Genomic DNA, 1807 nt, shown 5'->3' on the forward strand with positions numbered 1-1807 from the left:
CGGCACGCCGCCGCCCCGGTCGGGACGCCGGGAGATCGCCCAGGCGCGCGAGCGGGTGGTAGCCGGCCGGCGCGCCCTCGCCGCCGCGGGGGTCAGGACGAGGCGCTGACCGTGAGGTCGACGGCGATCTCGTCGCCGAGGGTGAAGCCGTCGCGCAGGGCCAATGCGTCGCCGCTCCAGAAACGTCCCGGGTCGTACCAGTTCGGTGCCTTACCGGACGGCAACAGCCCCATCGCCTCGTAGGTGACGGCGACGACCTCCGCGCAGAAGGCGGTCTCCAGGGCGCCCGGGGTGGCCGAACGACGCGGTCGGGGGAAGCGCCCGCGCAACCAGCGGCCCGCGAGCTGCGCGGTCGAGGGGAAGGGCGTGCCGTCGAGGCGGGCGACGGTGCGCAGCGCCGCGTCCTCCCGGTCCGTGCCGAGGGCCGGGGAGAGCTGGCGCAGCCAGGCCCGCTGGCCGTAGCGCTGCCCCCAGGTCTCGACCGCCGCCCGCAGGTCGTGGAGCTGTACCCCCCGCTGGCGGCCACCGGACCACACGTCGGGCAGGGTGCGGCCGAGTTCCGCGTGCCACAGCAGCGGCGGGAGGTCGTCGATGACGATCGCCATGCCGACGTGGTTCACCGGGCTGTTCGTCGACGTCTGGATCATCCGGTCAGCCGCGGTCCGGCCGCGGAACAGCCACAGGTCACCCGTCCGGACCAGGTCCAGGGCCTCGGTGAGGCCGAGCCGCGATTCGGACATGTGCCCAGCATGGCGCAGGTCGGCCCGGTCGGCCCGGCGCCGTCGTAGCCTGGGCGGGTGAAACGGGCCAGGTGGGGCAAGCTGCTTGGGGTCGCGGGCCTGGCCGGGGTCGCCGCGACCGCCGCGCACGCGCTGCCCGGCGAACCGCTCTACGCCGTCAAGAGGCAGGTCGAGAACTTTCAGGTCGCCCTGCGACGCGATCCGCTGGAGCGGGCGAAGACCCGGTTGACGGTCGCCGGCACCCGCATGGACGAACTGCACGCCCTTACCGGGACCGCGTCCGCCCCGGGCGAGCACGCCGGTGGCGCCCCCTCGGCACCGAGCGCACCGCCCCGACCATCCGCGTGGACTCCGACGCCGGCACCAACGTCGACACCGGTGCACGTCCCGGCGTCGCCGAACGGCACGCCGACGCCGCAGGGGTCCGGGGCGGCTGCTGGTGCCCCGATGGGACGCACGCCGTCGCTGCCAGCCGGCGTCCCTTCTCGCGCTGCCACGGTTGCGCCGCCCCGGCCCGCCGGCGGCGACGGCGACGGGACGACGCGCACGCCGGGCGCGGCCGACCGACAGCGGGCCGCGGCCGGCGAACACCCCGACGCCGACACCGTCAACAGCCTGCTGCGGTCCTGGTGCGCGCAGGCCGCGGCCGGGTCACGGGTGTTGCTTGCCCAGGCGAGCGCCGGCGATGCCGACGCCTGGCGGACCATGAACACCTTCACCACCACGCAGGCCAGCCAGCTGGCGACGGTCCTGTCGGCGCTGCCCGCCGGCACGACCGAGTCCGCCCGGGCGGCGACCGACCTCATCGGCCAGTTCCGCGTCAGCCTCGACGCGCACACGCCACCGCCTGCGTCCTCAGCGCCGCGACCGGTCCCGGTCCGTCCGTCCGTCTCCGTCTCCGTGACCGTCCCGGCGCAGGCCCCGGCGAGGCCGCTCCCGGCCGCGCCGATGCCCTTCCCGGCGCCCCGGCCTGGACCGACCACACCCTCGACGGGCGCCGCTGTCGAGGAGGCGGACCCCCCGGCCGGGCCGCGGACACCGCCCAGCGCAGCCGCCGGGGACGACGC

2 protein-coding genes are annotated in these 1807 nt (G+C 76.6%); one reads left to right on the plus strand and one right to left on the minus strand.

Annotated features, from left to right (window positions below):
• Positions 1–92: 92 nt before the first annotated feature.
• Complete coding sequence (locus MXD58_RS26825) at positions 93–740, minus strand: hypothetical protein (protein WP_248837880.1); 648 nt, start codon at positions 738–740, stop codon at positions 93–95.
• 57 nt (positions 741–797) lie between these two features.
• Here MXD58_RS26825 and MXD58_RS26830 point away from each other — a divergent pair.
• Positions 798–1807: DUF5667 domain-containing protein (locus MXD58_RS26830; protein WP_250610598.1), on the plus strand; the 1010-nt coding region annotated here is incomplete at its 3' end.

Source organism: Frankia sp. AgKG'84/4 (genome assembly GCF_023242965.2).
Classification (GTDB): domain Bacteria; phylum Actinomycetota; class Actinomycetes; order Frankiales; family Frankiaceae; genus Frankia.